The sequence below is a fragment of the Streptomyces sp. NPDC059994 genome, from assembly GCF_042737755.1.
In the GTDB taxonomy this organism is placed as follows: Bacteria; Actinomycetota; Actinomycetes; order Streptomycetales; family Streptomycetaceae; genus Streptomyces.
Window position 1 is genome coordinate 25,535 of record NZ_JBHWUR010000043.1, and the last position, 24,894, is coordinate 50,428.

Consider the following 24,894-nt stretch of genomic DNA (forward strand, 5'->3'; position numbering starts at 1 on the left):
ACCCACTGACAATGGCCCGGACCTGGGAGAATGGGGATATGAACGCGGCCGAGGAGTGGGCACGGCACTGGCAGTACCCGGGGCTGCCGGGCCTGGAGCTGCTCCACGCCCGCTACGTCAGCCACTCCTTCTCCCGGCACAGCCACGAGGGCTTCGTCTTCGGCGCGGTACGCGGCGGGATCGAGGACGTGGTCCTGCCCGGCGAGACCATACGGGCACGGCCCGGCACCGTCGTCATGATCAACCCCGAGGTGCCGCACTCCGCCCACGCCGGAGTCCCCGAGGGCTGGACGTACGCCACGCTCTACCCCTCGTCGCAGCTGATCGCCGACATCGCCGCCGAGGTCACCACCTTGCGCGGCACCGTGGGATTCGCCGAGATCATCGTCGAGGACCCGGACACCTCCCTGCTCATCCAGGAGGTGCACCGGGCGGCCGAGCAGGGCAACGCGCTCGCCGCCGACACCGTGTTCCGCGTCGCCGTCGCCCGGCTGCTGCGCCGCCACGGACGCTCCCTGCCCGCGCGCACCACCGGCTCGGCGGGCGCTCGCACGGCGGCAGCCGCACGGGCCGTCCTGGAGCAGCGGCTGGCCGACCCGCCGTCCCTGGAAGAGCTGGCCCGCGGCCTCGGGACCAGCCCGTTCGCGCTGCTGCGAGCCTTCAAGGGCGCGTACGGGCTGCCCCCGCACACCTGGCTCACCGGCGAACGCGTCCGCCGGGCCCGGCAGCTCCTGGAGGCCGGGACCGCGCCCGCGGAGGCCGCCGTGGCCGTCGGCTTCACCGACCAGCCGCACCTCAACCGCCACTTCACCCGCATTGTGGGCGTGACGCCGGGCGTGTACCGCAGGGAGCGCGCAAGAACGTACAAGAACGCGGGGAGCCCGCCCACGTAACGTCCCGGACGTGGCAACAGAACAGTCAGCACTCCCAGAAATACGCCCGGAGGGCGAAGCCGAACCGGGCTCCGCGGCGACCGGCACCGGTTCGCACTCCGCCGTCGTGGGCGAGGCCAAGCCGGACTCCGCCGTCGTCAGGGACGCCCTCGGCGTCGGCGTGGCCGTCGGGCTCTCCGGCTTCGCCTTCGGTGTGACCTCGGCGGGATCGGGGCTCACACTCCTCCAGACCTGTGCGCTCAGCCTCCTCGTCTTCACCGGGGCCTCGCAGTTCGCCCTGGTGGGCGCGCTCGCCGCGGGCGGCAACCCGTTCACGGCGGCGGCCGGAGCCTTCTTCCTTGGCGTACGCAACGCGTTCTACGGGCTGCGGCTGTCGCAGCTGCTCGCACTCCCGCGCGCGGTGCGGCCGTTCGCCGCCCATTGGGTGATCGACGAGACGACCGCCGTGACCCTCGCCCAGCCCACCCGGCGGGCCGCGCGGATCGGCTTCACCGTCACCGGACTCACGCTCTACGTGCTGTGGAACCTGACGACCCTGGCCGGAGCCGTGGGCGCGGAGGCGATCGGCGACACGGACGCGTGGGGGCTGGACGCGGCGAGCCCCGCCGTCTTCCTGGCGTTGCTCGCGCCGATGCTCACCACCGCCACGGAACGGATCACCGCCGGGCTCGCGGTACTGCTCGCACTGGGCTTTCTGCCGGTACTGCCCGCCGGAGCGCCGGTCCTGACGGCCGCGCTCGCCGCCCCCGTCGTGCTGTTCCTGAAGGGCCGCAAGGACGCCGCGAAGGGCCGCGAGAACACCAGGAAGGGCCGGGCGAAGTCCGTATCGGCCGACGGGAACTCCGGGAAGGGAGCGGGACGTTGAACGTCTGGATCGCCATCGCGGCCACCGCCGTCGGCTGCTACCTGGTCAAGCTCCTCGGCCTCCTCGTCCCCGCCGGGGCCCTGGAGCGGCCACTGGTGCGCCGGCTCGCCGCGCTGCTGCCGGTGGCGCTGCTGGCCGCCCTCACCGCCCAGCAGACCTTCAGCAGCGGGCAGCACCTGGTGCTCGACGCCAGGGGCGCGGGCCTCGCGGCGGCAGCCGTCGCCCTGATGCTGCGCGCCCCCTTCCTGGTGATCGTCTTCGCTGCCGTACTGGTGACGGCGGGGGTGCGGGCCCTGGGCGGCTGAGAGCTGCCCCGCACAGCCCGTACGGAGGGCATCCGCCCGCCGCAGCACCGGAAGGCAGTCCGGCCTCCGGACGGGAGAGGCGGACCTCCCTCCGTGCAGGGAAGACGGACGCCCTCCGTAGGGGACAGGTGGATGCCCGGCTGTCGGAACGCCCGGCGTCAGTCGATCGCGCGGCCGTACGCGCGCAGGGTCCGCAGCGCCTCGATCGTCACGATCGGCCGCCACTCCAGAGCCGTGCCCGGCGCCCACTCGCGCCAGTGGATGGGCCAGCCGCCGTCCTCCCGCTGCTCGGCCGCGAGGTGGTCGAGCGAGCGCGCCATCTCCTCGTCCGTGAACCAGCGGCGGGCCAGCGATTCCGGCACGCGCGCGTAGTCGTGCGGAAAGTGGTGCTCGGCCGGGGCGTATCCGGGAGCGACCGGAAAGTCCTCAAGCCGGTCCGGATCGAGCACCGCGAGCCGCTGCTCGCGCACCAGCCGTCCGAGCCGGTCCGCCGCCGCCTCGGCCCGCGCGCGGTCCGGCACCCCGTCCAGAAAGGCGATCGCCGCCTCGATCTCGTACGGGTGCGACTTCTCCAGGGCGTCGACCGCCGCCCAGCAGAAGTCCGTCGCCCGGAACAGCCAGGCGTGCCACACCTGGTTGCGGTGGAGCAGCCCGACCACCGGACCCGTGGCCAGCAGTTCGCTGGGCGGGTCGTCGACGATCTGCACGAACGGCGCCACGGGGTAGCCGCGCGCCGACGGGTGCAGCGCGGGCAGGGCGCCGTCGCGCGTGGAGACCGCCGTCAGATAGCCGCAGATCCGCTCCGTCCGCCGACCGCTCACACGGCCGACGGAGTCCAGGACGCGCAGCGCGTGCACGGTGGGCAGGGGCTGGCTGACGGGGCCGCGCAGATCGGGCTCCAGCGCGTGCCCGTAGCCCCCGTCGTCGTTCTGGTAGGCGGCGAGTGCGGTCTCCACTGGGTCGGCGCCGCCGCCGAGGAAGTGGTGCGCGAACCGCCGCTGCTCCAGCACTCGGGCCGTCAGCCAGACGAAGTGCTCGGCTCGGGCGAGCGGCGTGCGGAGCGTGGGGACAGTCGCGGGTGATGTTCCGGATCCGGCCATGGTCCGACCGTAGGGCGCGAAGCGCCGCAGACAAGCCGGACGGCCCCGGCTGCACTCTCAGGGGCGGGATACTGGACTCATGCGGTTGACGATTTTCTGGGAGCGGATGGCCGACCACTTCGGCGCCGCCTACGCCGACTCCTTCGCGCGCGACCATGTCATGGCGGAGCTCGGCGGGCGTACCGTCCACGAGGCACTCGACGCGGGCTGGGAGACCAAGGACGTCTGGCGGGCCGTGTGCACCGCCATGGACGTGCCCGCGTACAGGCGGTGACGATCCGGGGCTGAGAGCCCGCTGTCGGAGGCATGGGCGAGACTTGCTGCGTGGCACCGACTGACGAGAGCGACACCCAGACAGACCGCCTGGCCGACCGCCCGGCCGGGAACGACCGCAGACCCGGGGACGAAGTCCGTTCCGAGGGCGAGCTCCGTTCCGACGGCGACGGGCGCCTGCCCGAGGAAGGCCGCCTGTCCGCGACGGGCGGCGACCACGGGCGCGTGATCCCGCACGCGGCCGTGGGCGAGGCCCCGGCCGCGCCCGGAGCGGCTCCGGGCGCCGGGACCGCGGGGCCGCCGCCCGTGCCCGGGACCGGCGGCGCCGTGCGCATGCCGCGGTGGCTGCCGCGCGCCATGGTGCTCGCGCTCGCCCTCTACGCCTGTTTCCAGCTCGGCAGCTGGGCCTTCCACCAGCTCATCGGGCTGCTGATCAACATTCTGATCTCGTTCTTCCTCGCCCTCGCGGTGGAGCCGGCCGTCGGGCGGATGTCGGCTCGCGGGATGCGCCGCGGCCTCGCCACCTTCATCGTCTTCTTCGCGGTGATCATCGCGGCGGCCGGGTTCATCGTGCTGCTCGGCTCGATGCTGGCGGGCCAGATCGTCGACATGGTCGAGCACTTCCCCAAGTACCTCGACTCGGTGATCAGCTGGATCAACGCGTCGTTCCACACCGACCTCTCACGCGTCGAGGTCCAGGACAGCCTGCTGCACTCGGACTGGCTCCAGAAGTACGTGCAGAACAGCGCGAGCGGTGTGCTCGACGTCTCGACCACCGTCCTGGGCGGCCTCTTCCGGGTGCTGACGATCTTCCTGTTCTCGTTCTACTTCGCGGCCGACGGGCCCCGGCTGCGGCGCACGGTCTGCTCCATGCTGCCGCCCGCCCGCCAGGCCGAAGTGCTGCGCGCCTGGGAGATCGCGGTCGACAAGACCGGCGGCTACCTCTACTCGCGCGGCCTGATGGCGCTCATCTCCGGCGTCGCGCACTACGTCCTGCTGCAGATCCTGGGCGTGCCGTACGCGCCGGTGCTCGCGGTCTGGGTGGGCCTGGTCTCCCAGTTCATCCCCACCATCGGTACGTATCTGGCGGGCGCGCTCCCGATGCTGATCGCCTTCACCGTCGACCCCTGGTACGCGGTGTGGGTGCTCGGGTTCGTGGTGATCTACCAGCAGTTCGAGAACTACATGCTGCAGCCCAAGCTCACCGCGAAGACGGTCGACATCCACCCGGCGGTCGCCTTCGGCTCGGTCATCGCCGGCACCGCGCTGATGGGCGCGGTCGGCGCGCTGATCGCGATCCCCGCGGTGGCGACGCTCCAGGCGTTCCTGGGCGCCTATGTGAAGCGCTACGACGTGACGGACGACCCGCGCGTGCACGGCAGGCGCGAGCGGGTCGGAGACTCCGCCCTGGTGCGCATCCGGCGTGCGCTGAGCCGGGACCGGGCGGCGGAGCCGGTCGCTCCGACGGGCGGCGACGGCGCCTGAGGCGACGGTCGGAACCGTCCGGCCGCACCCTCGCCCGTGCCGCGTGGTGCGCTTGACACCAAAATCGAACATCCATTCTTATGGAAGCAGGGCCCTGTGTTCACTTGGGTTCCGCCGGGTTTCCGGTGGGGGTTATCCACAGGCGGGAGGGACTCCGGAGCCCATTGTCAGTGGCAGGGGTTAGCGTCTTTGACGTGAAGCGATCGACTCAAGCAAACCGGGTGGAACCCATGGCAGGAACCGACCGCGAGAAGGCGTTGGACGCCGCGCTCGCACAGATTGAACGGCAATTCGGCAAGGGCGCGGTGATGCGCCTGGGCGAGCGGCCGAACGAGCCCATCGAGGTCATCCCCACCGGGTCGACCGCGCTCGACGTGGCGCTCGGCGTAGGCGGCCTGCCGCGCGGCCGCGTGGTGGAGGTCTACGGACCGGAGTCCTCCGGCAAGACGACCCTGACCCTGCACGCGGTGGCGAACGCGCAGAAGGCCGGCGGCCAGGTCGCCTTCGTGGACGCCGAGCACGCCCTGGACCCCGAGTACGCGAAGAAGCTCGGCGTCGACATCGACAACCTGATCCTGTCCCAGCCGGACAACGGCGAGCAGGCTCTGGAGATCGTCGACATGCTGGTGCGCTCGGGCGCCCTCGACCTGATCGTCATCGACTCCGTCGCGGCCCTGGTGCCGCGCGCGGAGATCGAGGGCGAGATGGGCGACTCGCACGTGGGTCTCCAGGCCCGTCTGATGAGCCAGGCGCTCCGGAAGATCACCAGCGCGCTGAACCAGTCCAAGACCACCGCGATCTTCATCAACCAGCTCCGCGAGAAGATCGGTGTGATGTTCGGCTCGCCGGAGACCACGACCGGTGGCCGCGCCCTGAAGTTCTACGCCTCGGTGCGCCTCGACATCCGCCGCATCGAGACCCTGAAGGACGGCACCGACGCGGTCGGCAACCGCACCCGCGTCAAGGTCGTCAAGAACAAGGTCGCGCCGCCCTTCAAGCAGGCCGAGTTCGACATCCTCTACGGCCAGGGCATCAGCCGCGAGGGCGGCCTGATCGATATGGGCGTCGAGCACGGCTTCGTCCGCAAGGCCGGCGCCTGGTACACGTACGAGGGCGACCAGCTCGGCCAGGGCAAGGAGAACGCCCGCAACTTCCTGAAGGACAACCCCGACCTCGCCGACGAGATCGAGAAGAAGATCAAGGAGAAGCTGGGCGTCGGCGTCCGGCCCGAGGCTCCCAAGGCCGAGCCCGGCCCGGACGCGGCCGCTGCGGCCCCGGAGGCGGAGGCGGCATCCGTGCCCGCCCCGGCCACCAAGGCCAAGACGGCCAAGGCCGCCGCTGCCAAGAGCTAGACCATGACACGCAGGACCGAATGGGCCGAGCCGGACGGGACGGGTCCCGACCGGGCCCGGTCCGGGCGGCCGGGCCCGAAGAGGGCCGGCTCCCGACGGGCCGGCCCGGAGGGATGCGGTGACGGTGCCGACTCGTCGAAGGGCGAGAAGGAACCGGCGCCGCAGGACCCGGCTGAGCGGGCGCGGGCGATCTGCCTGCGCCTGCTCACCGGGACCCCCCGGACCCGCAAGCAACTGGCCGACGCCCTCAAGAAGCGGGAGATCCCCGACGAGGTCGCCGAGGAAGTCCTCTCGCGCTTCGAAGAGGTCGGACTGATCAACGACGCGGCGTTCGCGGGGGCCTGGGTCGAATCCCGCCACCACGGACGCGGCCTGGCCCGCCGGGCACTCGCCCGCGAGCTCCGCACCAAGGGTGTGGACTCGGCGGTCGTCGACGAGGCCGTCGGGCAGCTCGACTCCGACCAGGAGGAGGAGACCGCGCGGGAGCTGGTGGCCCGCAAGCTCCGCTCCACCCGGGGCCTGGACCGCGACCGCCGCATCCGCCGCCTCGCCGGCATGCTGGCCCGCAAGGGCTACCCGGAAGGCATGGCCCTCAGAGTTGTCCGCCAGGCCCTGGAAGCCGAGGGCGAAACCGCGGACGACTTGTACGAGACGTACTGAGGTTTCCCAGGGCTTGCGCACCCGCAGAGCCGACTGCCGCCAGCCCGAGGCCAAAGCCCGCATCTCCACCCCAGAGCCCGGTCAACTCGCCGCCAGAACCACACACGCCCCCGGTCACCCGGCCGGGGGCGTTGTCGTGCGCGGATCCCACGCCGCTCCGTCCAGTCGCCACCGACTCCTTCTGAGCTGCGGAAACCGTGCTTCTCCCGCACCGGGCGGGGGATATCCCCACCCCGAGGACGCCGGGGCGCTCCAGTGCACAGGTATCTGTGCACAGGCGAATGTGTACGCATGGCACAGGAACCCGGCGGTACCGAGATCGCGGATCTCGCCGCGCTCAAGGCGCTGGCGCAGCCGCGGCGGCAGCAGATCCTTCAGCACCTAGCTCTCCACGGCCCGGCCACGTCCGCGATCCTGGCGCGCGGCCTCGGCCTGAACACCGGCGCCACCAGTTACCACCTGCGTGAACTCGCCCGGTACGGCTTCGTCGAGGAGACCGAAGGCAACAGCCCGCGTCGGCAACGCTGGTGGCGGGCCGTCCCCGGCGACCGGCGCTTTCCGCCCCGCAGCCGTCAGACCCCCGAGATGCGGCTCGTCATGGACGAGCTGAACCACCACGCCTACGCGGCCGACGCCGAGCTCTTCGAACGACTTCAGCGCGAGAGCACCACCGATGACTTCGCCTACTCGCGCAGTGAGATCCGGCTCACGGACACCGAACTCCGCGAGTTCTTCGAGGAGTACATCGCCCTCCTCAACCGCTACAAGCGCTCGGAGGGGGAGACGCCGGCGGGGGCACGGGTCGTGCACACCCGGCTGATGGCCTTCCCCGCCCCCGCCCCCGCCCCCACCCCCTCCGCCCCCGAAGTTCACGCTCCCGAGGAATCCTCATGATGTTGCGCTATGCCTTGCAGACCATCCGGGACCGCAGGGGCGGGTTCCTGGGTGCGTTCACCGCCCTCATGTGTGCGGCCGCGTTGATCACCGCCTGCGGGACGCTCCTGGAGACCGGGCTGCGCGGAAAGATAGCCACCGAACGCTATGCAGCCGCGCCCCTGATCGTCTCCGCCGACCAGAACGTCCACCAGACCACGGTCAAGGAGAAGAAGGGCAAGACCAAGGTCAAGCACAAGGCCAAACCCGTCGCCGAACGAGCGTGGCTGCCCGACCGACTGCTTCCCGCCGTACGTGCCGTGCCCGGCGTCAAGTCCGCCGTCCCTGAACTCACCTTTCTCGCCCAGCCGTTGGTGACGGGTGGGACGGACCAGGCAACATACGGGCACAGCTGGGAGTCCGCTCCGCTCACTCCTTTCTCGCTTGTCCAGGGACGCGCCCCGAGAGCGGCCACTGATGTTGTCATCGACCAGGGGCTCGCCTCGCGCGCCCACCTCACCCCCGGCGACCGGCTTACGGTGCAGTCAACCCAGTCACCGCAGACGTACACCGTCACCGGGGTAGCCGCCCCCTCCTCCGGTCAGCTCAAGCGTCAGACCTCCCTCTTCTTCTCCGCCGCCGAAGCCGCGCGCCTCGCCGCCCGGCCCGGACAGCTCTCCGCCATCGGAGTCGTCCCCGAACCTGGTGCGGATGTCGGGCAGTTGAAGGCAGGCATCGGCAAGGCGCTCGCCGTCGCGGCGGGTGGCGGTCGGGGTGCGGACGCCGGGGACACTCCGGGCAGCGCTGCCCGGATCTCCACCGGCGACGCCCGGGGCGCCGTCGAGTTCCTGGACGCGGCCGGGGCCCGTACCAAGCTGGTCTCCATGGGCGGTGCCATCGGCGGCACCTCGCTGCTCGTCGCGGTCCTGGTCGTCGTCGGCACCTTCGCCCTCTCCATCCAGCAGCGACACCGTGAACTCGCCCTGCTGCGCGCCATCGCCGCCACTCCCCAGCAGGTGCGCAGGCTGATCGGCCGCGAGGCGCTGCTCGTGGGCGCGGTCGCCGGGGTGCTCGGCTCCCTCGCCGGACTGCCGCTGGGGGCCTGGCTGCACGGCCGGTTCGTCGCGATGGGCGCCGTCCCGGTAACCCTGGAGCGAGCCGTCAGCGTCTTCCCGATGTTTGCCGCGGTCGCCGCGACGCTGCTCGGCGCGTGGGGCGCCGCCCGTATCTCGGCCCGCCGGATCTCCCGGATCCGTCCCGCCGAGGCCATGGCCGAGTCCGCCGTGGAGCGCACTCGCCCCGCCTGGGGCCGGGTCATCGCCGGTCTGATCCTGCTCGCGGGCGGGGTCGTCCTCGTCGCCGTCCTGAGCGGACTGCGTACCGAGCCCGCCTCAACTCCCGTCACGTTCCTCGCTGTTGTTGTCCTGGCGTCCTCCGTCTCGCTGCTCGGTCCGCTGCTGGTCAAGGGTGCGGCCGCACTGCTCGCCGCGCCGCTGCGGCTCGCCGGATCCAGTGGCCGGCTCGCTACCTCCAATCTGCGCGGGAACGCCGCTCGGATGGCCGCCGCCGTCACTCCGCTCGCCCTGCTCATCGGTATGACCTGCACGGTCCTGTTCGTCCAGCCGACGCTCGGTGACGCAGCCCGCGCCCAGGTCCGTGACGGCCTCCGCGCCGACTGGGTGCTCGTCGCGCAGGGCCCGGGTGTCCCGGCCCGCGCCGCCGAGAAGATCCGTACGACCCACGGGGTCGCCGCCACCACCGAGATCGTCCGGACCACCGTCCGGGTCGGCCTCGACAAGTACGCCGCCCAGGGCGTCACTCCGGACGGTCTTGCGCGCACCTGGGACCCGGATGTGACCCGCGGCAGCCTCGACCCGCTCACCCGCGACAAGAACGCCGTCGCCGTCAGCCGACTCGCCGCCGACCAGCTGGGGCTGCGCCCCGGCAGCCCGCTCAAGCTCACTCTCGGCGACGGAACGCCCGCCACCCTGACCGTCGTCGCCGTATACGCCCGCGGGCTCGGCTTCGGTGACATCACCCTCCCGCACGACCTGCTCGCCCACCACATGGACAACCCCCTCGCCTCCACCGTCCTGGTCTCCGCCGCCAACACGGTTACGCAGAGTGAACTCGTCGCCGCGGTGAAGGAGTTCCCCGGCCTGTCCGTAGTCACCCGTTCGAGTGTCGACAAGATCCAGGCCGACCAGCAGCGGGCGGGCGCCGAGGTCAATTACCTGGCCATGGGGCTGGTGCTCGCCTTCACCGCCATCGCCGTCGTCAACACGCTCGCCATGTCGGTGTCCGAGCGGTTCCGGGAGTTCGCGATGCTCCGGCTCGCGGGTGCCACGCGCCGCCAGGTGCTGCGGATGCTCCGTCTCGAAGCCGTCGCGCTGCTGTCGATCGCCGCGGTGCTCGGCTCGGCGATCTCGCTGGCCGTGCTCACCGCCTTCAGCGTGGGCATGACGGGCAGCGCCGCCCCGGCCGTCCTTCCCCCGGTGTACGTGACCGTCGTCGGGGTCGCCGGGCTGCTGGCCCTCGTCGCGACGGCCCTGCCCGGGCGGATGGCGCTCGCCGTACGCCCGGTGGAGGTGGCCACCAGCAAGCAGTAGCCCTCCTCGGCCGCCGCCCCCGGGCTCGGCCGCCTCCACCACCGGTCCGGGCCAGGGCTGCCGGTCAGCGGATGAACACCAGCTGACCGGCAGCCCTGGCGCTCGCAATCGGGCAAGCCCTGTCAGCCCTCATGCCTGCAAGCGCGGTCAGCCCGCTAGGCCCGCCGAGCCCGCCCGCGCGTCACCCGGCAGGAGCCGTCACCGGCAGTCCGTCCGCGCGCCACGCCTGGAATCCGCCGATCAGGTCCGTCGCCCGGCGCAGCCCCAACTGGCGAAGGGACGCGGCCGCGAGGGACGACGCGTAGCCCTCGTTGCAGATCACCACGACCCGCAGGTCGTGGCCGGTGGCCTCCGGGGCGCGGTGGCTGCCCTGGGGGTCGAGTCGCCACTCCAGCTCGTTGCGCTCGACGACGAGCGCTCCGGGGATCAGGCCGTCGCGCTCGCGCAGCGCCGCGTACCGGATGTCGACCAGGAGCGCCTCGCCCGCCCGCGCGGCCTCGTGCGCCTCCCGCGCCTCGACCCGGTCCAGGTCCTCGCGGACCCGGTCCAGCAACTCGTCGATTCCCACCGGGTGTTCGCTCACTGCCAGTCCCCCGGGCGCTCGACGTGCTCCAGCCGCAGCACCGCGCCCGTACGGCTGTAGCGCCGGATCAGGGGCAGCGGTGGGTAGTACGCGTGGACCGAGATCGTGTGGTCGGTCGTCGACTCGTTGCGCACCTCGTGCACGTGGTGCGGTCCGAAAGCCCGCCCCTTTCCGGCCTCCACGTTCCGTGAACGGTCGAGGTCCTCGGCGAGTTCCAGCGTTTTCCACCCCTCGGACGGCAGCCTGGCCGCCAGGGAGTCCTCCTTGAGCGTCCCGGCCGCCGTCGCGAACGCGCCGTGGGAGCCGCCGTGGTCGTGCCAGCCGGTGCCGGTGCCCGGCGGCCAGCCGATCAGCCAGGCCTCGCTGCCGCCGGGGCCGTCCAGCCGGATCCAGGTCCTGCCCTGCGGGTCGAGCGGCAGGGAGGCGACGAGCGAGGCGTCGGCGGCCGTACGGCGGGCGAAGTCGAGCAGGTCCGCCTGGCTCGGAGCGGAGGGGGAAGCGGCCCCGGGCAGGGAGACGCGGGTGGAGTCGGGCGTAGGGGGATGCGCGGAAGGTGACACGTGGGACCGTCCTGGGGGAGTTCGCGTGTGCGCGCGTACGCCGGACAGCGGGCCGGCGGCGCGAGGAGGGAGAGGCGAATCAGCAGGACGGGCGACACACGCAGCCCGCGTAGCGGACGAGGTCCATATGGACCCTCCGCCACAGGCGCACATCGGTGTCGGTCACGTTCCGGAGTACACCATGTGCGCCTGTGCCGGTCAATTGATGTCCGCGGTGCGGTCCTCCACGCGCGCGTGGACGACGGCCCCACCGCGCGCCGCGTCGGCGGCCGTGTACAGCTCGCCCGGCCAGACCCCGCCGAACGCGGTGACCAGGTGCCCGTCGGGGCGTACGAGCAGCACGGTGTGGGCCGCGGCTCCCGGGTACTCCTCGGCCACCAGCAGCTCGGCGTCGGCGGGCAGGGCGTTCACCGCGGCCGTCAGGCGCGGCATCACCCCAGCGGTCAGCCAGTGCCGCCGGTCCCAGACGCCGGTGCCGGGTGCGATCAGGACCACCAGGAGCCGTCCCCGGCCCAGCCGGTCCCGCAGTGCCACCGTGGATCCGTCCGGAGCCGTCACGGGGACGTCCTCGACCGGTGCGCCCGCCTCCGTGCCGACCGGCGCGTGCGCCTCGGCGGGTGGGGGCGCGAGGGGGGAGTGCGGGTAGGCGGGCGGCGCGCCGAGCGGGCCGTGCCCCAGGTGGCCGTCGGCGAGCAGCGCGTCGTGGCCACGCGCGGCGCCCGGGATGTACGAGCGCAGCCCTCCGCCGCCGCGCAGCACGGGCATCGCCTGGTCGGCGGCGCGCAGCCGGGCGGCGACACTCGCGCGGCGCTCCGTCTGATAGCTGTCGAGCAGCACCTCGGAGGCGCCGTGGTGCCAGGCCCGCGCCAGCTTCCAGGCCAGGTTGGAGGCGTCCCGCAGCCCCTCGTCGAGGCCCTGGATGCCCACCGCGCCCAGCAGATGGGCGGCGTCCCCGGCGAGGAAGGCGCGGCGCACCCGCCAGCGGCGGGCGAGGCGATGGTGGAGCGTGTACACGCCGGTGTCCAGGAGTTCGTACGACGGGGTCGTGCCGCACCACCCGGCCAGCGTGTCGCGCAGCCGGCCCATCAGCGCGTCCGGGGTGACGAGTTCGGCGCGGGGCGGCAGCAGCCAGTCGATGCGCCAGGTCCCGTCGAGCAGCGGGCGGGCCGTCACCTCCTCGCCGCCGGTGCGCCACGGCGGCAGCCGGTGCAGCAACGCCTCGCCGGGCCAGGGCAGTTCGGTGCGCAGCGCGACGACTGCCTGGCGCTCCACTGCCGTACGCCCGGCGAAGCGGACGTCGAGGAGTTTGCGCACGGTGGAGCGCGCGCCGTCGCAGCCCACCAGGTAGCTGCCGCGCCACCGGGCGGCGCCCGGGCCGGTGGTGTGGGCGGAGACGCCGCTGTCGTCCTGCTCCAGGGCGTCCAGACGGCTCTGGGGTGCCAGCTTGACGAGCCGGGAGACGGCCGCGGCTTCCCGCAGGCCGAGGGTGAGGGCGTGCTGGGGCAGATGGACCGGTGAGGGGCCGCCGTCGAGACCGTCTCCGAAGGAGACCTGACGTTGCAGGGTGCCGCGCCGCATGGCCCGCCAGCCCGCCCAGCGGGCGCCCTCGTCGCGTACCGCGGCGCAGCCCAGCCGTTCCGCGAAGGCGGCCGTGTCGGGCCGCAGGACGGCCGTACGGACCGGGCGGGGCTCCTCACCGCCGGATCCCTCGTCCAGGACGACGGAGGGCACCTTCTGGGCGGCGAGGGAGAGGGCGAGCGCGAGTCCGACCGGACCGGCGCCGACGACGATCACCGGGTCCACGGCGTGGCTCCCTGGGCCCGGCGGGACGGCTGGCAGGTGGCGCTGAGGACCCGGTGCACGATCACAGAACGTATGCAACCCACTGCGGGTGCTTGCGTCAAGTGACGGAGGCAGTGACGCGAGCGCCACTGCCTCATACACCGTCAGTTTGTCGTACCGCCGGGCCCGTCGGGCGCTTCGGCACCGGCTCCCACGACCGCACCGACCGGGTCGGCGCCGGTCACCGGGGCCGCTGCCGCGGCCATGGTGATGCCGGTCTTGGCGCGTCGGCCGCGCCGCTCGATCCAGGTGGCGAGGCCGGAGAGCGCCATGCACATCCCCACGTAGATGGTGCCGATGACGACGATCGTCGACACGTACGGGTACTGGCCGTTGACCTGGGTGTTGCTCGCGATCAGACGGGCCGTCTGGAGCAGTTCGGGGTAGAGGATGATGAAGCCGAGCGAGGTGTCCTTGAGGGTCACCACCAGCTGGCTGATGATCGTCGGCAGCATCGCCCGGACCGCCTGCGGCATCAGCACGCTGGTCATGACCTGGGTCTTGCTCATGCCGAGCGCGTACGCCGCCTCGCGCTGGCCCTTGGGTACGGAGTTGACGCCCGCGCGCAGCACCTCGGCCTGGACGCAGCCGTTGTAGATCGACAGGCCGAGCGCCAGCGCCCACATCGAGTAGTCGGTCAGGAATCCGACCCAGACGGCGTAGATGGTGATCAGCAGCGGGATCGACCGGAAGAGCTCGATGAAGCCCGTCGCCGCCCAGCGGACCGGCTTGTGGTCGGAGAGCCGGGCGACCGCCAGGAGCACGCCGAGGACCAGCGAGCCGACCGCCGCCAGGCCGAAGGCCTTGAGGGTGGCGACGACACCGTCGGCGATGTTCTCCCGGATGCCCGAGTAGTTGAAGATGTCCCACATCTCGGGGGCGAGGTGGCCCTTGTCCGACAGCCGCACGATGCTCAGGGCGAGCAGCGCGAGGATGGCGAGCGAGCCGAGGACGGCGTAGATCCGGTTGCGTACGACGGCCTTGGGGCCCGGGGCGTCGTAGAGAACGCTGGCGCTCATCGGGCGACCTCCATACGGCTCTCCAGCAGGCGGAAGGCGCCGCTGATGAAGAAGGTGACGACCAGGTAGCCCAGTGCGACCCAGACGAAGACGGGGACGATGTCGTAGCCCTCGTCGCTCATCAGCTTCTGCCAGCCGAAGAGTTCGGTGACGCTGAAGGCGCCGGCGATCGCCGAGTTCTTGGTGAGCGCGATGAAGATCGAGCTCAGCGGCGGGATGACGGTCCGGGTGGCCTGCGGCAGGACGATCAGGCGCAGGGTCTGTGTGAACGACATGCCGATCGAGCGGGCGGCCTCGGCCTGGCCCAGCGGCACGGTGTTGATGCCGGACCTGACGGTCTCGCACACGAAGGAGGCGGTGTAGAAGCCGAGGGCGAGCGAGCCGAGCAGGAAGGGGCTCATCCCGGGGAAGAAGATCTCCGGGACGACGAAGAAGAAGGCGAGGAACAGCAGGGTCAGCGGGGTGTTGCGCAGCAGCGTCACCCAGGCGGTACCGAAGAAGCGCAGCGGCGGCACCGGCGAGACCCGGAATCCGGCCAGCAGCAGCCCGAGGACCAGGGCGATGACCGAACTGACGGCGGTGATCTCCACGGTTCCTATGAAGCCGTCACGGAATTCCGAGAAGTTGTCGAGCAGTACGTTCATGAGGTCTCCGCGTCGGCGGGCGGCTGGGCGGGCAGGGCCGGGAGCGCCCTCCACGCGCGCGTGGAGGGCGGCTCAGCCGGCCGGGTCGGCGTCGGCGCGGTCAACCGTGCCGTCTCGGTGACACCCGTAGGGGTGCGACCGGATCAGTAGCGCTGGACGGCCGGCGGGTCGACGTACTTGGCGCCCGACAGACCGAGGGTCGCCTCGTAGATCTTCTTGTAGGTGCCGTCCTTGACGTGCTTCTCGATCGAGTCGTTGACGAAGTCGCGCAGCGCCTTGTCGTCCTTGCTCATGCCGACGCCGTACGGCTCCTGCGTGAACGGGTGACCGGTGACCTTGAGCTTGCCGGGGTTGGCGGCCGCGTAGCCCTTGAGGATCGAGTCGTCGGTGGTGACCGCGTCGACCTGCTTGGTCAGCAGCTGCTGCACGCAGTCGGAGTACTTGGCGAGCTCGACGACCTTCGCGCCGTACTCCGGCTTCTTGATCTCCTGGAGCGGGGTGGAGCCGACGATCGAGCAGACCTTCTTGCCCTTGACCGTGTTCTTGTCGGTGATCGCGGTCTCGTCCTTGCGGACCAGCAGGTCGGCGCCGGCCTTGTAGTACGGGCCCGCGAAGCCGACCAGCTTCTTGCGCTTGTCGTTGATCGTGTAGGTGCCTACGTAGTAGTCGACCTGGCCCTTGGAGATCGCGGTCTCACGGATGCCGGAGTCGACGGTCTTCCACTGGATCTGCTGGTCGGTGAAGCCCAGGTCGGCGGCGATCATCTTGGCGATCTCGACGTCGAAGCCGGAGCGCACCTTGGTCGACTGGTCCTCGAAGCCGAGGTAGGGCTGGTCGGCCTTGGAGCCGATGACCAGCTTGCCGCGGGCCTTGGCGGCCTTGAAGGCGGGGGAGTCGAGGGTGACGTCCTTGGCGACGGTGTACGTGGGCAGCTGCGGGGCGCCCGACTGGCCGGGCTTGGCGGCCTGCTTGTCGCCCGCGGAACCGGACTTGCCGCCGCAGGCGGTCGCGGTCAGCGCGAGCACAGCGATCGCCGCGAAGGCGGCGGACTGGCGGAGCTTCATGTGAACATCCCTCGTATCGCTTGAATCGCTCAGATGTGGGGGCCGCCGGCCGGTGGCGCCGGTGGGGGAGGAGCCGCACTCGGGCAGCCGCTCCGGGTCCGCGGGGGAGCCTCAGTGGTGAAGGATCTTCGACAGGAAGTCCTTGGCCCGGTCGCTGCGCGGGTTGCTGAAGAACTGGTCGGGCGTGGCCTCTTCGACGATCTTTCCGTCGGCCATGAAGACGACGCGGTTGGCGGCGGAGCGGGCGAAGCCCATCTCATGGGTGACGACGATCATGGTCATGCCGTCGCGCGCCAGCTGCTGCATGACTTCCAGGACCTCGTTGATCATCTCCGGGTCGAGCGCCGAGGTGGGCTCGTCGAAGAGCATGACCTTCGGGTCCATCGCCAACGCGCGTGCGATGGCGACGCGTTGCTGCTGTCCGCCGGACAGCTGCGCGGGGTACTTGTCGGCCTGGGTGCCCACGCCCACCCGGTCGAGCAGGGCGCGGCCCTTCTCCTCGGCCTGCTTCTTCTCCGTCCTGCGGACCTTGGTCTGGCCCAGCATGACGTTCTCCAGCACGGTCTTGTGCGCGAAGAGGTTGAACGACTGGAAGACCATGCCGACGTCGGCGCGGAGCCGGGCCAGTTCGCGGCCCTCCTGCGGCAGCGGCTTCCCGTCGATCGTTATCGCCCCGGAGTCGATCGTCTCCAGGCGGTTGATGGTGCGGCACAGCGTGGACTTTCCGGACCCCGACGGTCCGATCACGACCACGACCTCGCCGCGCGCGATCGTCAGATCGATGTCCTGGAGCACGTGCAGCGCGCCGAAGTGCTTGTTGACGTTGTTCAGCACGACCAGGTCGCCCGACGCGGGTGCCGCGTCCTCGGCGTCCTTGGTCACTGATACTCCGCTCATCGGCTTCCAGCTCCGCTCTTCCTCGGTTGGGGAGGAACGTAGTGCGCCGCTACGACCAGCGTCATTACATCTGAGCGGAAATTGAGCATCACGATCCGGTAGCGGAGTGGCACTCTCCGTTAAGGGGGCGCGCAGTGCAATACCGGCTGCGTAACGGAAGCCGCGCTCCGGTGCGTGCCCTCTTGACGCACACCGTCGGCATGGGCGTGGATGCGGGAGTACATGCCTGGCGACGACTACGGATGGGGGGACGATGAGACTGCTGCTCGTCGAGGACGACGACCATGTCGCCGCGGCCCTGTCCGCCGTGCTCGCCAAGCACGGCTTCGCCGTGGTGCACGCGCGCAACGGCGAGGAGGCGCTGCGGGCGCTGCTGCCCGACGACCGCGCCCCGAAGGAGCCCTTCGGAGTCGTCCTGCTCGACCTCGGACTGCCCGACCAGGACGGCTACGAGGTCTGCGGGAAGATCCGCAAGCGCACCGCCATCCCGGTGATCATGGTCACCGCGCGCGCGGACGTGCGCTCGCGCATCCACGGCCTGAACCTCGGCGCCGACGACTACGTGGTCAAGCCCTACGACACCGGCGAACTGCTGGCGCGCATCCACGCGGTCAGCCGCCGCACCACCACGGGCGAGGACAGCGGCGCGATCCCGGCGGTCGCCCTGCGACTGGGGCGCGTCCAGATCGAGCTGCCCACCCGCAGGGTCAGCGTCGACGGCGAGTGCGTCCAGCTCACCCGCAAGGAGTTCGACCTGCTCGCGCTGCTCGCCCAGCGGCCCGGGGTGGTCTTCCGGCGCGAGCAGATCATCAGCGAGGTGTGGCGTACCAGTTGGGAGGGCACGGGGCGCACTCTCGAAGTGCACGTCGCGTCCCTGCGCTCCAAGCTGCGGATGCCGGCCCTGATCGAGACCGTGCGCGGCGTCGGCTACCGGCTCGTCGCCCCGGCCGCGCTGTAAGGCCCGACACACCCGGTGCGTACGCGACTCCTGCCGCTGCTGATCTTCCTGCTCGCCCTCGTCCTGATGGCGCTGGGCTTCCCGCTCGCGATCAGCGTCGCCTCCGCCCAGCAGCAGAAGGTCGTCGTCGACCGCATCGACGACACCGCGCGCTTCGCGGCGCTCGCCCAGTTCGTCACCGCCGCCGACGACAAGGACACCAGCAGCAAAGAGCGCCTGGCCACCCTGGAGGAGGAACTCGCCCGCTACCACGAGCTGTACGGGATCCGCGCGGGCGTCTTCTTCCGCAACGGCGTCGCCATGGCGAGCGCCCCCAGGGGCTGGGCCGTGCCCGACGACAGCAAGGGCGGTGACGCCTTCCAGGAGGCGCTGGCGGGCCGCAGGAGCCACGATCCGCCCCAGGTCTGGCCCTGGCAGCGCGGACGGCTCGTGGTGGCCTCCCCGGTGGTGCGCGAGGGCGATGTGATCGCCGTGGTGGTCACCGACTCGCCCACCGGGCACATGCGGTCGCGGGCACTGCGCGGCTGGCTGCTGATCGCGGCGGGCGAGGTGGCGGCGATGCTGCTCGCGGTCGGTGCGGCCTTCCGGCTCACCAGCTGGGTGCTGCGGCCCGTACGCGTCCTGGACGCGGCCACCCACGACATAGCGACCGGGCGCATGAAGTCACGCGTCGCGGTCGCCGGCGGACCCCCGGAACTAAGAAGGCTGGCCCGGTCGTTCAACGAGATGGCGGACAACGTCGAGGACGTGCTGGACCAGCAGCGCGCCTTCGTCGCCGATGCCTCCCACCAGTTGCGCAACCCGCTCTCCGCCCTGCTGTTGCGCATCGAACTCCTCGCGCTCGAACTGCCCGAAGGGAACGAGGAGATCGCCTCGGTGCGCGCCGAGGGCAAGCGCCTGGCCCAGGTGCTCGACGACCTGCTGGGCCTGGCGCTGGCCGAGCACGCCGAGGCGGACCTCCATCTCACCGACATCGGCGCGCTGGCGGGCGAGCGGGTGGAGGCCTGGCGCCCGCTCGCCGAGGACAAGGGCGTGCGGCTCACCGAGCAGCGGGCCGCCGTCACCGCCTGGGTGGACCCCGTGGCGCTCTCCAGCGCCCTGGACGCCGTCATCGACAACGCACTGAAGTTCACTCCGGAGGGTGAGGAGGTCACGGTCGCCGTCGCCGCTGACGGCGATTACTCGAAGATCACCGTCACCGATCGCGGACCCGGCCTGACCGACGACGAACTGAGCCGGATCGGGGACCGGTTCTGGCGCTCGGGCCGGCACCAGAACATCAAGGGATCGGGCCTGGGCCTGTCCATCTCGCGGATCCTGCTCGCTGCGGGCGACGGCACCATCACATACGCCCACCACGAGCCGCACGGCCTGCGGGTGACGCTCAGGGTGCCGCGCACCTCGCCGACGGGCTGAGGGGTTCTTACGGCCCCGGGAGAGCCCGGCTGAGGCGGGTCGGCCGGCTGCCGGTGCCCCCGGTCAGGGCTTGGTCGAGAGGTAGTAGCGGCGCGCGCCGTCGTGCAGCGGCAGCGGCTCCGTGTAGATCGCGGTGCGCAGATCCACCAGCTGCGCGGCGTGCACCTCGCGGCCGATGGCGTCCCGGCTGCGGATCACGGTATGGGTGAACTCCTCGGTCAGGCCCCGGTCCGTACGGTCCGTGGTGACCAGCAGGTTCGCCACCGCGATCGTCGGTACGGCGACGCCCCGCTGCGCCTGCGGATAGGCGTCGGCGGGCATGGTCGCCGCCCGGTAGAAACCGGTGAGCCCGTCCTCTCGGTGCAGCGCGGTGACCAGGTCGCCCAGCGGCACCAGGCGGATCTGGTCCTGCTCGGACAGCCGCAGCACCGCTGTGGTGGGCAGCCCGCCCGACCAGAAGAACGCGTCGATCTTCCCGGTCCGCAGCAGCTCCGGCATGGTGTCGATGCCCGCCGACACCGGAGTGATGTCATGCGCCGGATCCAGCTTGGCGGCGGTCATCAGCCGCTCCGCGAGCAGCCGCACCCCCGACCCGGGCTGGCCTATGCCGACGCGCTTGGAGCGCAGGTCCGCCGTCGTACGCACCGACGAGTCGCGGGGCACGACGAGCTGGACGTAGTCGTCGTAGAGGCGGGCGCAGCCGCGCAGGCGGTCGGCCCCGACGGAGTCGTCGCGGAGGTATTTGGCCACCGCGTCGGCGGTCGCGATGGTGAAGTCGGCCTGCCCGGTGGCCACCCGCTTCAGGTTCTGCTGCGAGCCCTCGCTGGTCTGGAGCCGGACGTCCACCTCGGGCAGATCGTCGGCCAGCGCCCGCTCCAGCAGCTCGCCGTACCGCTGGTACACCCCGGTCCGCACACCCGTACTGAACGTGATCGTCCCCGACGGCCGCGAGGCCCCCAGCGGCGGCAGCCACCACAGCAGCAGCCCGAACACCACCAGCGCCGCGACCGCCCCCTGGAGGGCACGACGGCGGCTGACACGGGGGAGGGCCTGGAGCATGGCGCGATCCTGCCAGCTCACTCCCCGTGATGGCCAGGCCCGGGGTCGGGGGAAGGCGGGGCGGCGTGCCGGTACGACCTCGTACCCTGGTGTACGAGATGAGCGAGGTAGAGGGTTTGAAAACGTACGAGGTGCGCACCTACGGGTGCCAGATGAACGTGCACGACTCCGAGCGGCTGTCCGGCCTCCTGGAGGGCGCGGGCTACGTACGCGCGCCCGAGGGCAGCGACGGTGACGCCGACGTCGTCGTCTTCAACACCTGCGCGGTGCGCGAGAACGCCGACAACAAGCTGTACGGCAATCTCGGCCGCCTCGCCCCGATGAAGACGAAGCGGCCCGGGATGCAGATCGCCGTCGGCGGCTGTCTGGCCCAGAAGGACCGCGACACCATCGTCCAGCGGGCGCCCTGGGTGGACGTCGTCTTCGGCACGCACAACATCGGCAAGCTGCCGGTGCTCCTTGAGCGCGCCCGCATCCAGGAAGAGGCGCAGGTCGAGATCGCCGAGTCGCTGGAGGCGTTCCCCTCGACGCTGCCGACCCGGCGCGAGTCCGCCTACGCGGCCTGGGTCTCCATCTCGGTCGGCTGCAACAACACCTGCACCTTCTGCATCGTCCCCGCGCTGCGCGGCAAGGAGAAGGACCGCCGCCCCGGCGACATCCTCGCCGAGGTCGAGGCGCTGGTCGCCGAGGGTGTCTCCGAGATCACCCTGCTCGGCCAGAACGTCAACGCGTACGGCTCGGACATCGGGGACCGCGAGGCCTTCTCCAAGCTGCTGCGCGCCTGCGGCAAGATCGAGGGCCTGGAGCGGGTCCGCTTCACCTCGCCGCACCCGCGCGACTTCACGGACGACGTGATCGCGGCGATGGCCGAGACCCCGAACGTGATGCCGCAGCTCCACATGCCGATGCAGTCCGGCTCGGACACCGTCCTGAAGGCGATGCGCCGCTCGTACCGGCAGGAGCGTTTCCTCGGGATCATCGAGAAGGTCCGCGCCGCCATTCCGCACGCGGCCATCTCCACCGACATCATCGTGGGCTTCCCGGGCGAGACCGAGGAGGACTTCGAGCAGACCATGCACGCGGTCCGCGAGGCCCGCTTCGCGAACGCCTTCACCTTCCAGTACTCCAAGCGCCCCGGCACCCCCGCCGCGACCATGGAGGGACAGATCCCCAAGAAGGTCGTGCAGGCGCGCTACGAGCGTCTGGTGGCCCTCCAGGAGGAGATCTCCTGGGAGGAGAACAAGAAGCAGGTCGGCCGTACCTTGGAGGTCATGGTCGCCGAGGGCGAGGGCCGCAAGGACGGCAGCACGCACCGGCTCTCCGGCCGCGCCCCCGACAACCGCCTGGTGCACTTCACCAAGCCGGAGCAGGACGTGCGCCCCGGCGACGTGGTGACCGTCGAGATCACCTACGCCGCCCCGCACCACCTGCTGGCCGAGGGCCCGACGAGCGCCGTGCGCCGCACCCGCGCGGGCGACGCCTGGGAGAAGCGCAACGCGGCCCCGGCACAGCCCGCCGGGGTGCTGCTCGGCCTGCCGAAGATCGGCGTCCCCGAGCCGCTGCCGGCCGCGACGGGCGGATGCAGCGTCGTCTGAAGTCCCTCCACGCGTGCGTGGACGAAGCCACTCGCGGGTGGCCCGTCGACGCGCGCGTGGCGGGTTCCGGCTCACAACGCGGGTGGATTGCCCGTACGGGCTCAGCTCACGCGCGCGTGGCCGGTTCATCGCCAAGCGCGCCGCCGCCCGGATCGCCTTCGCTCCGCTCACGCGCGCGTGGCCGGTTCGTGGCGCCCGTGCCGGGCCGAAGCCGGGCGCACCCACTACGCTGCGGATCATGCTCGTAGCCGCCGCCGTCTGCCCCTGTCCGCCGCTACTGGTGCCCGCGGTCGCCTCCGGCGCCGCGCCGGAGCTCGATGCCGCGCGGGACGCCTGCGCCGACGCCGTGGGGCTGCTGGCCGCCTCCCGGCCCGATCTGCTCGTCGTGGTCGGCCCCGCCGACCAGACGGCGCGCGGCCCGCACCCCCAGGGCGCGCCCGGGTCCTTCGCGGGCTTCGGCGTGGACCTTCGCGTACGGCTCGGCCCGGCGCCGGCCGACGGTGACGCGCGCGAGGAGCGAGAGCTGCCGCCCTCGCTCGCCGTCGGCGCGTGGCTGCTGGAACGGTCCGGCTGGTCGGACGCCCCGGTCGAGGGGCTGGGAGTGGGCGAGCCGCTGGAGGCCGCACGCTGCGCCGACGCGGGGCGGGGCCTGGGCGCCAGGGCCGACCGCGTCGCTCTCCTGGTGATGGGCGACGGCAGCGCCTGCCGCACCCTCAAGTCCCCCGGCTACCTCGACGAGCGCGCCACCGTCTTCGACGAGGGCGTGGCGAGCGCGCTGGGCGCCGCCGACACGCGCGCGTTGCTGGAGCTGGACGCGGAGCTCGCGTACGAACTCAAGGCGGCCGGCCGGGCACCCTGGCAGGTGCTGGCGGGCGCTGCCGAGGGGGCGGGCCTGGCGGGTCGGCTGCTGTACGAGGACGCGCCGTACGGCGTGGGGTACTTCGTCGCCGTCTGGTCCTGAGCGACGCCGGATCCCGGCCCGGGCCGCCTGCGGAGCGGCGCGTGCCAGGCGGCGCACGGGGCCGCGACACCACACGGGGACGGCCGTGGAGCTTGAGTGCTCCACGGCCGTCCCCGAGGTGATCAGGCCGTCGGGGGCGGGGTGCCGCCGTCGTCCTTGTGCGAGATCCGGTCCAGGGCGTCCTTGGCCTTCCCCGTACCCGTTTGGATCTTGTCGCTGTACTTGCCCTTGGTCTTTTCGTCGACGGTCCTGGCGACCTTGTCCAGCCCCTGTCCGATCTTTGCCTCGTGCTGCTGTGCGAAGTCGGACACCTTGTTCTTGGCGGGGGCCAGTTTGTCCTTCAGGCTCTCCAAGAAGCCCATGTGGTCACCTTTCCCTCTGTTTTCCCTCTGTCCTCATCTCGGGAACTGCACGCCCTCGATCAGGGGACCGTACGAATTGCGCGCATACGCCGCGTCACTTCCGGGCGCTCTCGCCCGCCTCGTTGTCCGCCGCTTCCTCCGCCGACTGCTGCTTGGGAATCTCCACGCCCTCGGCGGCCGCCGCTTCGGCGGACTCCTCCGCCGTGGCCTCCGCGGCAGGCTCGGAACCCTCCGTGGCGGCGGTCTCCGGCTCGCCCTCCGCGGCCTCCCCATCGGCCGTCAGGGTGGCGGACTTCGCCTCCTCGGTTGACTCCGCTACAGCCTCATCGGCCTTACGGCGAAACCTTGAAAAAACACCCATATCTACTCCATAGCGTACTCGTGTGGGCGAAATCCCGCCCCACCCGGACGCCTCATTGCGTCGCCCGGGGGTACCGGCTCGGCAAACCGGCGGTCGGAACCTCGCAACAGAAAACGAACCCGCATGCGCCCCGTCACGTAGCTCGTTCGGGGACGGTGGCCGAGGTTTGCGAGACTGTGACAGTGAGAACTGCAGCTCCCGCACCGCGGGTCATCGCCGTCGTCGGCCCCACAGCGGCCGGAAAGTCCGATCTGGGTGTCTTCCTGGCCCAGCAGCTCGGCGGCGAGGTCGTCAACGCCGACTCGATGCAGCTCTACCGGGGGATGGACATCGGCACCGCCAAGCTGACACTCGACGAGCGCGGCGGAGTGCCCCACCACCTCCTGGACATCTGGGACGTGACCGAGCCCGCCAGCGTCGCCGAGTACCAGAAGCTCGCCCGCGCCGAGATCGACCGGCTGCTCGCCGAGGGCCGCACGCCGGTCCTCGTCGGCGGCTCCGGCCTCTATGTGCGCGGCGCGATCGACGTGCTCGACTTCCCCGGCACCGATCCCGAGGTACGCGCGCGTCTGGAGCGCGAGCTGGAGCAGGACGGGCCCGGCGCGCTCCACCGGCTCCTGGCCGAGGCCGACCCCGGGGCGGCGCGCGCGATCCTGCCCAGCAACGGCCGCAGGATCGTGCGGGCCCTGGAGGTCATCGAGATCACCGGCAAGCCGTTCACGGCCAACCTGCCCGGCCACGACTCCGTGTACGACACCGTGCAGATCGGCGTCGACGTCGGCCGTCCCGAGCTCGACGAGCGGATCGCCGTCCGGGTCGACCGGATGTGGGAGGCGGGCCTGGTGGACGAGGTGCGCGCGCTGGAGGCCCACGGGCTGCGGGAGGGGCGTACCGCATCGCGCGCGTTGGGCTACCAGCAGGTGCTCACGGCGCTCGCGGGGGAGTGCACCGAGGACGAGGCGCGCGCCGAGACCGTCCGCGCCACCAAGCGCTTCGCGCGCCGCCAGGACTCCTGGTTCCGCCGGGACCCGCGCGTGCACTGGCTGAGCGGTGCTGTCGAGCACCGAGGGGAACTCCCGGGGCAGGCGCTGGCGTTGGTCGAACGAGCGGTCACAGCCTGATCACGTGATGGCATCGGGACGCACCGCCGGTCATTCC

At 71.6% G+C, this 24,894-nt stretch carries 26 protein-coding genes; 14 read left to right on the forward strand and 12 right to left on the reverse strand.

Annotation, left to right across the window (positions count from 1 at the left end; all coding sequences use genetic code 11):
* The first annotated feature begins 38 nt into the window (after positions 1 to 38).
* The 3 genes from ACFWA7_RS21645 to ACFWA7_RS21655 all read left to right on the forward strand — a co-directional run bounded on the left by ACFWA7_RS21645 (position 39) and on the right by ACFWA7_RS21655 (position 2,063).
* Complete coding sequence (locus ACFWA7_RS21645; protein ID WP_385824622.1) at positions 39 to 893, forward strand: AraC family ligand binding domain-containing protein; 855 nt, start codon at positions 39 to 41, stop codon at positions 891 to 893.
* A 106-nt stretch (positions 894 to 999) separates the two neighbouring features.
* Positions 1,000 to 1,758 (forward strand): AzlC family ABC transporter permease, encoded by a 759-nt coding sequence (locus ACFWA7_RS21650; RefSeq protein ID WP_385824637.1) that lies wholly within the window; start codon positions 1,000 to 1,002, stop codon positions 1,756 to 1,758.
* Positions 1,755 to 2,063 (forward strand): AzlD domain-containing protein, encoded by a 309-nt coding sequence (locus ACFWA7_RS21655; protein WP_385824625.1) that lies wholly within the window; start codon positions 1,755 to 1,757, stop codon positions 2,061 to 2,063. The genes ACFWA7_RS21650 and ACFWA7_RS21655 overlap by 4 nt, the downstream gene beginning before the upstream one ends.
* Positions 2,064 to 2,221: 158 nt before the next feature.
* Here ACFWA7_RS21655 and ACFWA7_RS21660 read toward each other — a convergent pair whose 3' ends face one another.
* Entirely contained in the window at positions 2,222 to 3,163 is a 942-nt protein-coding gene (locus tag ACFWA7_RS21660) for a hypothetical protein (RefSeq protein WP_385540043.1), read from the reverse strand.
* 79 nt (positions 3,164 to 3,242) lie between these two features.
* On the opposite strand from ACFWA7_RS21660, the gene ACFWA7_RS21665 reads away from it, so the two are divergent.
* From ACFWA7_RS21665 to ACFWA7_RS21690, 6 genes are all read left to right on the forward strand, one after another.
* Positions 3,243 to 3,437, forward strand: a complete 195-nt coding sequence (locus ACFWA7_RS21665) for a DUF3046 domain-containing protein (RefSeq protein ID WP_385540042.1) — start codon at positions 3,243 to 3,245, stop codon at positions 3,435 to 3,437.
* Positions 3,438 to 3,769: 332 nt separating this feature from the next.
* On the forward strand, positions 3,770 to 4,921 hold the full coding sequence (locus ACFWA7_RS21670) for an AI-2E family transporter (RefSeq protein ID WP_385540078.1): 1,152 nt from the start codon (positions 3,770 to 3,772) through the stop codon (positions 4,919 to 4,921).
* A 230-nt stretch (positions 4,922 to 5,151) separates the two neighbouring features.
* Entirely contained in the window at positions 5,152 to 6,273 is a 1,122-nt protein-coding gene (gene recA, locus ACFWA7_RS21675) for a recombinase RecA (RefSeq protein ID WP_385540040.1), read from the forward strand.
* Between the two features lie 3 nt (positions 6,274 to 6,276).
* Positions 6,277 to 6,933 carry a recombination regulator RecX gene (recX, locus tag ACFWA7_RS21680; protein WP_385540038.1) on the forward strand — a complete coding sequence of 219 codons (657 nt, stop codon included), beginning with the start codon at positions 6,277 to 6,279 and terminating at the stop codon, positions 6,931 to 6,933.
* Positions 6,934 to 7,224: 291 nt separating this feature from the next.
* Positions 7,225 to 7,827, forward strand: coding sequence for a helix-turn-helix domain-containing protein (locus ACFWA7_RS21685; protein WP_385540036.1), 603 nt, complete (start codon positions 7,225 to 7,227; stop codon positions 7,825 to 7,827).
* The gene (locus ACFWA7_RS21690; RefSeq protein ID WP_385824627.1) at positions 7,824 to 10,415 is read left to right on the forward strand and encodes an FtsX-like permease family protein; all 2,592 of its coding nucleotides are present in this window, start codon (positions 7,824 to 7,826) and stop codon (positions 10,413 to 10,415) included. Before ACFWA7_RS21685 ends, ACFWA7_RS21690 begins: the two co-directional genes overlap by 4 nt.
* A 181-nt stretch (positions 10,416 to 10,596) precedes the next feature.
* Here ACFWA7_RS21690 and ACFWA7_RS21695 read toward each other — a convergent pair whose 3' ends face one another.
* From ACFWA7_RS21695 to ACFWA7_RS21730, 8 genes are all read right to left on the reverse strand, one after another.
* On the reverse strand, positions 10,597 to 11,004 hold the full coding sequence (locus ACFWA7_RS21695) for a rhodanese-like domain-containing protein (RefSeq protein ID WP_385540076.1): 408 nt from the start codon (positions 11,002 to 11,004) through the stop codon (positions 10,597 to 10,599).
* Entirely contained in the window at positions 10,995 to 11,510 is a 516-nt protein-coding gene (locus tag ACFWA7_RS21700; RefSeq protein WP_385540074.1) for a cysteine dioxygenase, read from the reverse strand. Before ACFWA7_RS21700 ends, ACFWA7_RS21695 begins: the two co-directional genes overlap by 10 nt.
* Positions 11,511 to 11,637: 127 nt before the next feature.
* Entirely contained in the window at positions 11,638 to 11,724 is an 87-nt protein-coding gene (locus ACFWA7_RS21705) for a putative leader peptide (RefSeq protein ID WP_311605579.1), read from the reverse strand.
* Between the two features lie 32 nt (positions 11,725 to 11,756).
* A complete protein-coding gene (locus ACFWA7_RS21710; protein WP_385540035.1) occupies positions 11,757 to 13,361 on the reverse strand; it encodes an FAD-dependent monooxygenase in 1,605 nt (534 codons plus the stop codon).
* 143 nt (positions 13,362 to 13,504) lie between these two features.
* On the reverse strand, positions 13,505 to 14,419 hold the full coding sequence (locus tag ACFWA7_RS21715) for an amino acid ABC transporter permease (RefSeq protein WP_385540033.1): 915 nt from the start codon (positions 14,417 to 14,419) through the stop codon (positions 13,505 to 13,507).
* On the reverse strand, positions 14,416 to 15,063 hold the full coding sequence (locus ACFWA7_RS21720; RefSeq protein WP_385540031.1) for an amino acid ABC transporter permease: 648 nt from the start codon (positions 15,061 to 15,063) through the stop codon (positions 14,416 to 14,418). The genes ACFWA7_RS21715 and ACFWA7_RS21720 overlap by 4 nt, the downstream gene beginning before the upstream one ends.
* Positions 15,064 to 15,206: 143 nt before the next feature.
* On the reverse strand, positions 15,207 to 16,127 hold the full coding sequence (locus ACFWA7_RS21725; RefSeq protein WP_385540029.1) for a glutamate ABC transporter substrate-binding protein: 921 nt from the start codon (positions 16,125 to 16,127) through the stop codon (positions 15,207 to 15,209).
* Positions 16,128 to 16,238: 111 nt separating this feature from the next.
* Positions 16,239 to 17,024, reverse strand: a complete 786-nt coding sequence (locus ACFWA7_RS21730; RefSeq protein WP_385540028.1) for an amino acid ABC transporter ATP-binding protein — start codon at positions 17,022 to 17,024, stop codon at positions 16,239 to 16,241.
* A gap of 253 nt (positions 17,025 to 17,277) precedes the next feature.
* On the opposite strand from ACFWA7_RS21730, the gene ACFWA7_RS21735 reads away from it, so the two are divergent.
* Positions 17,278 to 17,982 carry a response regulator transcription factor gene (locus ACFWA7_RS21735; RefSeq protein ID WP_371655082.1) on the forward strand — a complete coding sequence of 235 codons (705 nt, stop codon included), beginning with the start codon at positions 17,278 to 17,280 and terminating at the stop codon, positions 17,980 to 17,982.
* A gap of 15 nt (positions 17,983 to 17,997) precedes the next feature.
* Complete coding sequence (locus ACFWA7_RS21740) at positions 17,998 to 19,398, forward strand: sensor histidine kinase (protein WP_385540026.1); 1,401 nt, start codon at positions 17,998 to 18,000, stop codon at positions 19,396 to 19,398.
* 63 nt (positions 19,399 to 19,461) lie between these two features.
* Here the strand turns inward: ACFWA7_RS21740 and ACFWA7_RS21745 are convergent, their stop codons facing one another.
* Complete coding sequence (locus ACFWA7_RS21745; protein ID WP_385824629.1) at positions 19,462 to 20,457, reverse strand: TAXI family TRAP transporter solute-binding subunit; 996 nt, start codon at positions 20,455 to 20,457, stop codon at positions 19,462 to 19,464.
* 98 nt (positions 20,458 to 20,555) lie between these two features.
* Here ACFWA7_RS21745 and miaB point away from each other — a divergent pair, with 98 nt between their 5' ends.
* Together miaB and ACFWA7_RS21755 are read left to right on the forward strand one after the other, a co-directional pair.
* Complete coding sequence (gene miaB / locus ACFWA7_RS21750) at positions 20,556 to 22,052, forward strand: tRNA (N6-isopentenyl adenosine(37)-C2)-methylthiotransferase MiaB (RefSeq protein ID WP_385824631.1); 1,497 nt, start codon at positions 20,556 to 20,558, stop codon at positions 22,050 to 22,052.
* Between the two features lie 238 nt (positions 22,053 to 22,290).
* On the forward strand, positions 22,291 to 23,013 hold the full coding sequence (locus ACFWA7_RS21755; RefSeq protein WP_385824633.1) for a class III extradiol dioxygenase subunit B-like domain-containing protein: 723 nt from the start codon (positions 22,291 to 22,293) through the stop codon (positions 23,011 to 23,013).
* A 122-nt stretch (positions 23,014 to 23,135) separates the two neighbouring features.
* Here the strand turns inward: ACFWA7_RS21755 and ACFWA7_RS21760 are convergent, their stop codons facing one another.
* Together ACFWA7_RS21760 and ACFWA7_RS21765 are read right to left on the reverse strand one after the other, a co-directional pair.
* Positions 23,136 to 23,375: an antitoxin gene (locus ACFWA7_RS21760; protein WP_385540019.1), complete on the reverse strand. Its 240-nt coding sequence runs from the start codon at positions 23,373 to 23,375 to the stop codon at positions 23,136 to 23,138.
* Between the two features lie 94 nt (positions 23,376 to 23,469).
* Entirely contained in the window at positions 23,470 to 23,736 is a 267-nt protein-coding gene (locus tag ACFWA7_RS21765) for a hypothetical protein (protein WP_385824635.1), read from the reverse strand.
* Between the two features lie 182 nt (positions 23,737 to 23,918).
* Here ACFWA7_RS21765 and miaA point away from each other — a divergent pair, with 182 nt between their 5' ends.
* Entirely contained in the window at positions 23,919 to 24,857 is a 939-nt protein-coding gene (gene miaA / locus ACFWA7_RS21770) for a tRNA (adenosine(37)-N6)-dimethylallyltransferase MiaA (protein WP_385540016.1), read from the forward strand.
* Positions 24,858 to 24,894: the final 37 nt, after the last annotated feature.

Bases quoted from the DNA above. Each gene is read 5' to 3' on its own strand.
- ACFWA7_RS21645 (WP_385824622.1), top strand. From the start codon at position 39: ATGAACGCGGCCGAGGAGTGGGCACGGCACTGGCAGTACCCGGGGCTG.
- ACFWA7_RS21660 (WP_385540043.1), bottom strand. From the start codon at position 3,163: ATGGCCGGATCCGGAACATCACCCGCGACTGTCCCCACGCTCCGCACG.
- ACFWA7_RS21665 (WP_385540042.1), top strand. From the start codon at position 3,243: ATGCGGTTGACGATTTTCTGGGAGCGGATGGCCGACCACTTCGGCGCC.
- ACFWA7_RS21670 (WP_385540078.1), top strand. From the start codon at position 3,770: ATGCCGCGGTGGCTGCCGCGCGCCATGGTGCTCGCGCTCGCCCTCTAC.
- recA (WP_385540040.1), top strand. From the start codon at position 5,152: ATGGCAGGAACCGACCGCGAGAAGGCGTTGGACGCCGCGCTCGCACAG.
- recX (WP_385540038.1), top strand. From the start codon at position 6,277: ATGACACGCAGGACCGAATGGGCCGAGCCGGACGGGACGGGTCCCGAC.
- ACFWA7_RS21685 (WP_385540036.1), top strand. From the start codon at position 7,225: ATGGCACAGGAACCCGGCGGTACCGAGATCGCGGATCTCGCCGCGCTC.
- ACFWA7_RS21690 (WP_385824627.1), top strand. From the start codon at position 7,824: ATGATGTTGCGCTATGCCTTGCAGACCATCCGGGACCGCAGGGGCGGG.
- ACFWA7_RS21715 (WP_385540033.1), bottom strand. From the start codon at position 14,419: ATGAGCGCCAGCGTTCTCTACGACGCCCCGGGCCCCAAGGCCGTCGTA.
- ACFWA7_RS21720 (WP_385540031.1), bottom strand. From the start codon at position 15,063: ATGAACGTACTGCTCGACAACTTCTCGGAATTCCGTGACGGCTTCATA.
- ACFWA7_RS21725 (WP_385540029.1), bottom strand. From the start codon at position 16,127: ATGAAGCTCCGCCAGTCCGCCGCCTTCGCGGCGATCGCTGTGCTCGCG.
- ACFWA7_RS21730 (WP_385540028.1), bottom strand. From the start codon at position 17,024: ATGAGCGGAGTATCAGTGACCAAGGACGCCGAGGACGCGGCACCCGCG.
- ACFWA7_RS21735 (WP_371655082.1), top strand. From the start codon at position 17,278: ATGAGACTGCTGCTCGTCGAGGACGACGACCATGTCGCCGCGGCCCTG.
- ACFWA7_RS21745 (WP_385824629.1), bottom strand. From the start codon at position 20,457: ATGCTCCAGGCCCTCCCCCGTGTCAGCCGCCGTCGTGCCCTCCAGGGG.
- miaB (WP_385824631.1), top strand. From the start codon at position 20,556: ATGAGCGAGGTAGAGGGTTTGAAAACGTACGAGGTGCGCACCTACGGG.
- ACFWA7_RS21755 (WP_385824633.1), top strand. From the start codon at position 22,291: ATGCTCGTAGCCGCCGCCGTCTGCCCCTGTCCGCCGCTACTGGTGCCC.
- ACFWA7_RS21760 (WP_385540019.1), bottom strand. From the start codon at position 23,375: ATGGGCTTCTTGGAGAGCCTGAAGGACAAACTGGCCCCCGCCAAGAAC.
- ACFWA7_RS21765 (WP_385824635.1), bottom strand. From the start codon at position 23,736: ATGGGTGTTTTTTCAAGGTTTCGCCGTAAGGCCGATGAGGCTGTAGCG.